This window comes from Providencia sp. PROV141, from assembly GCF_028481645.1.
In the GTDB taxonomy this organism is placed as follows: Bacteria; Pseudomonadota; Gammaproteobacteria; order Enterobacterales; family Enterobacteriaceae; genus Providencia; species Providencia rettgeri.
This window is the reverse complement of sequence record NZ_JAMPPR010000041.1, coordinates 1-2,882: the sequence shown is the minus strand read 5'-3', so window position 1 is coordinate 2,882 and position 2,882 is coordinate 1. Positions and strand designations below refer to the sequence as shown.

At 52.1% G+C, this 2,882-nt stretch carries 1 rRNA gene; it reads right to left on the bottom strand.

What is annotated here, in order from left to right:
- Positions 1-2,858: ribosomal RNA gene (locus PSF09_RS20275) — 23S ribosomal RNA — on the bottom strand; the annotation flags it as partial.
- Positions 2,859-2,882: the final 24 nt, after the last annotated feature.

The window sequence follows — 2,882 nt, the reverse complement described above, 5'->3', positions numbered from 1 at the left end:
GCTTACACACCCAACCTATCAACGTCTTAGTCTTAAACGTTCCTTTAGGACCCTTAAAGGGTCAGGGAAGACTCATCTCAAGGCAAGTTTCCCGCTTAGATGCTTTCAGCGGTTATCTCTTCCGCACTTAGCTACCGGGCAATGCCATTGGCATGACAACCCGAACACCAGTGGTGCGTCCACTCCGGTCCTCTCGTACTAGGAGCAGCCCCTTTCAATCTTCCAACGCCCACGGCAGATAGGGACCGAACTGTCTCACGACGTTCTAAACCCAGCTCGCGTACCACTTTAAACGGCGAACAGCCGTACCCTTGGGACCTACTTCAGCCCCAGGATGTGATGAGCCGACATCGAGGTGCCAAACACCGCCGTCGATATGAACTCTTGGGCGGTATCAGCCTGTTATCCCCGGAGTACCTTTTATCCGTTGAGCGATGGCCCTTCCATTCAGAACCACCGGATCACTAAGACCTACTTTCGTACCTGCTCGAGCCGTCACTCTCGCAGTCAAGCTGGCTTATGCCTTTGCACTAACCGCATGATGTCCGACCATGCTTAGCCAACCTTCGTGCTCCTCCGTTACTCTTTGGGAGGAGACCGCCCCAGTCAAACTACCCACCAGACACTGTCCGCACCCCGGATAACGGGGCTACGTTAGAACATCAAACATTAAAGGGTGGTATTTCAAGGTTGGCTCCATGCAGACTGGCGTCCACACTTCAAAGCCTCCCACCTATCCTACACATCAAGGCTCAATGTTCAGTGTCAAGCTATAGTAAAGGTTCACGGGGTCTTTCCGTCTTGCCGCGGGTACACTGCATCTTCACAGCGAGTTCAATTTCACTGAGTCTCGGGTGGAGACAGCCTGGCCATCATTACGCCATTCGTGCAGGTCGGAACTTACCCGACAAGGAATTTCGCTACCTTAGGACCGTTATAGTTACGGCCGCCGTTTACTGGGGCTTCGATCAAGAGCTTCTCCTTACGGATAACCCCATCAATTAACCTTCCAGCACCGGGCAGGCGTCACACCGTATACGTCCACTTTCGTGTTTGCACAGTGCTGTGTTTTTAATAAACAGTTGCAGCCAGCTGGTATCTGCGACTGGCTTCAGCTCCATCCGCGAGGGACTTCACCTAGCGCCAGCGTGCCTTCTCCCGAAGTTACGGCACCATTTTGCCTAGTTCCTTCACCCGAGTTCTCTCAAGCGCCTGAGTATTCTCTACCTGACCACCTGTGTCGGTTTGGGGTACGATTAATGATAATCTAGAGCTTAGAGGCTTTTCCTGGAAGCGGGGCATGAGCTACTTCATCACCGTAGTGACTCGTCGTCGGACCTCAGCATGTAGTGAACCGGATTTGCCTAATTCACCTGCCTACATCCTTAAACCGGGACAACCGTCGCCCGGATAGCCTAGCCTTCTCCGTCCCCCCATCGCAATTATCACCAGTACGGGAATATTAACCCGTTTCCCATCGACTACGCATTTCTGCCTCGCCTTAGGGGTCGACTCACCCTGCCCCGATTAACGTTGGACAGGAACCCTTGGTCTTCCGGCGTGCGGGTTTTTCACCCGCATTATCGTTACTTATGTCAGCATTCGCACTTCTGATACCTCCAGCATACCTCACAGTACACCTTCACAGGCTTACAGAACGCTCCCCTACCCAACAATATTTACATATCGCTGCCGCAGCTTCGGTGCATAGTTTAGCCCCGTTACATCTTCCGCGCAGGCCGACTCGACCAGTGAGCTATTACGCTTTCTTTAAATGATGGCTGCTTCTAAGCCAACATCCTGGCTGTCTGAGCCTTCCCACTTCGTTTCCCACTTAACTATGACTTTGGGACCTTAGCTGGCGGTCTGGGTTGTTTCCCTCTTCACGACGAACGTTAGCACCCGCCGTGTGTCTCCCGTGATAACATTCTTCGGTATTCGTAGTTTGCATCGAGTTGGTAAGTCGGGATGACCCCCTAGTCGAAACAGTGCTCTACCCCCGAAGATGAGTTCACGAGGCGCTACCTAAATAGCTTTCGGGGAGAACCAGCTATCTCCCGGTTTGATTGGCCTTTCACCCCCAGCCACAAGTCATCCGCTAATTTTTCAACATTAGTCGGTTCGGTCCTCCAGTTAGTGTTACCCAACCTTCAACCTGCCCATGGCTAGATCACCGGGTTTCGGGTCTATACCCTGCAACTCATTCGCCCAGTTAAGACTCGGTTTCCCTACGGCTCCCCTATACGGTTAACCTTGCTACAGAATATAAGTCGCTGACCCATTATACAAAAGGTACGCAGTCACCCTGATAAATCAAGGCTCCCACTGCTTGTACGTACACGGTTTCAGGTTCTATTTCACTCCCCTCGCCGGGGTTCTTTTCGCCTTTCCCTCACGGTACTGGTTCACTATCGGTCAATCAGGAGTATTTAGCCTTGGAGGATGGTCCCCCCATATTCAGACAGGATAACACGTGTCCCGCCCTACTCGTCGAGTTCACAACACCAACACCTTCGGATACGGGGCTATCACCCTTTACTGCCGGCCTTTCCAGACCGTTCTCCTGATGCTAATGCTGATTAAGACTCTGGGCTGCTCCCCGTTCGCTCGCCGCTACTAGGGGAATCTCGGTTGATTTCTTTTCCTCGGGGTACTGAGATGTTTCAGTTCCCCCGGTTCGCTTCGTTTGACTATGTATTCATCAAACGATAGTGCAACGAATTGCACTGGGTTTCCCCATTCGGAAATCGTCGGTTATAACGGTTCATATCACCTTACCGACGCTTATCGCAGATTAGCACGTCCTTCATCGCCTCTGATTGCCTAGGCATCCACCGTGTACGCTTAGTCGCTTAACCTCACAACCCGAAGGTGTCTTCTTA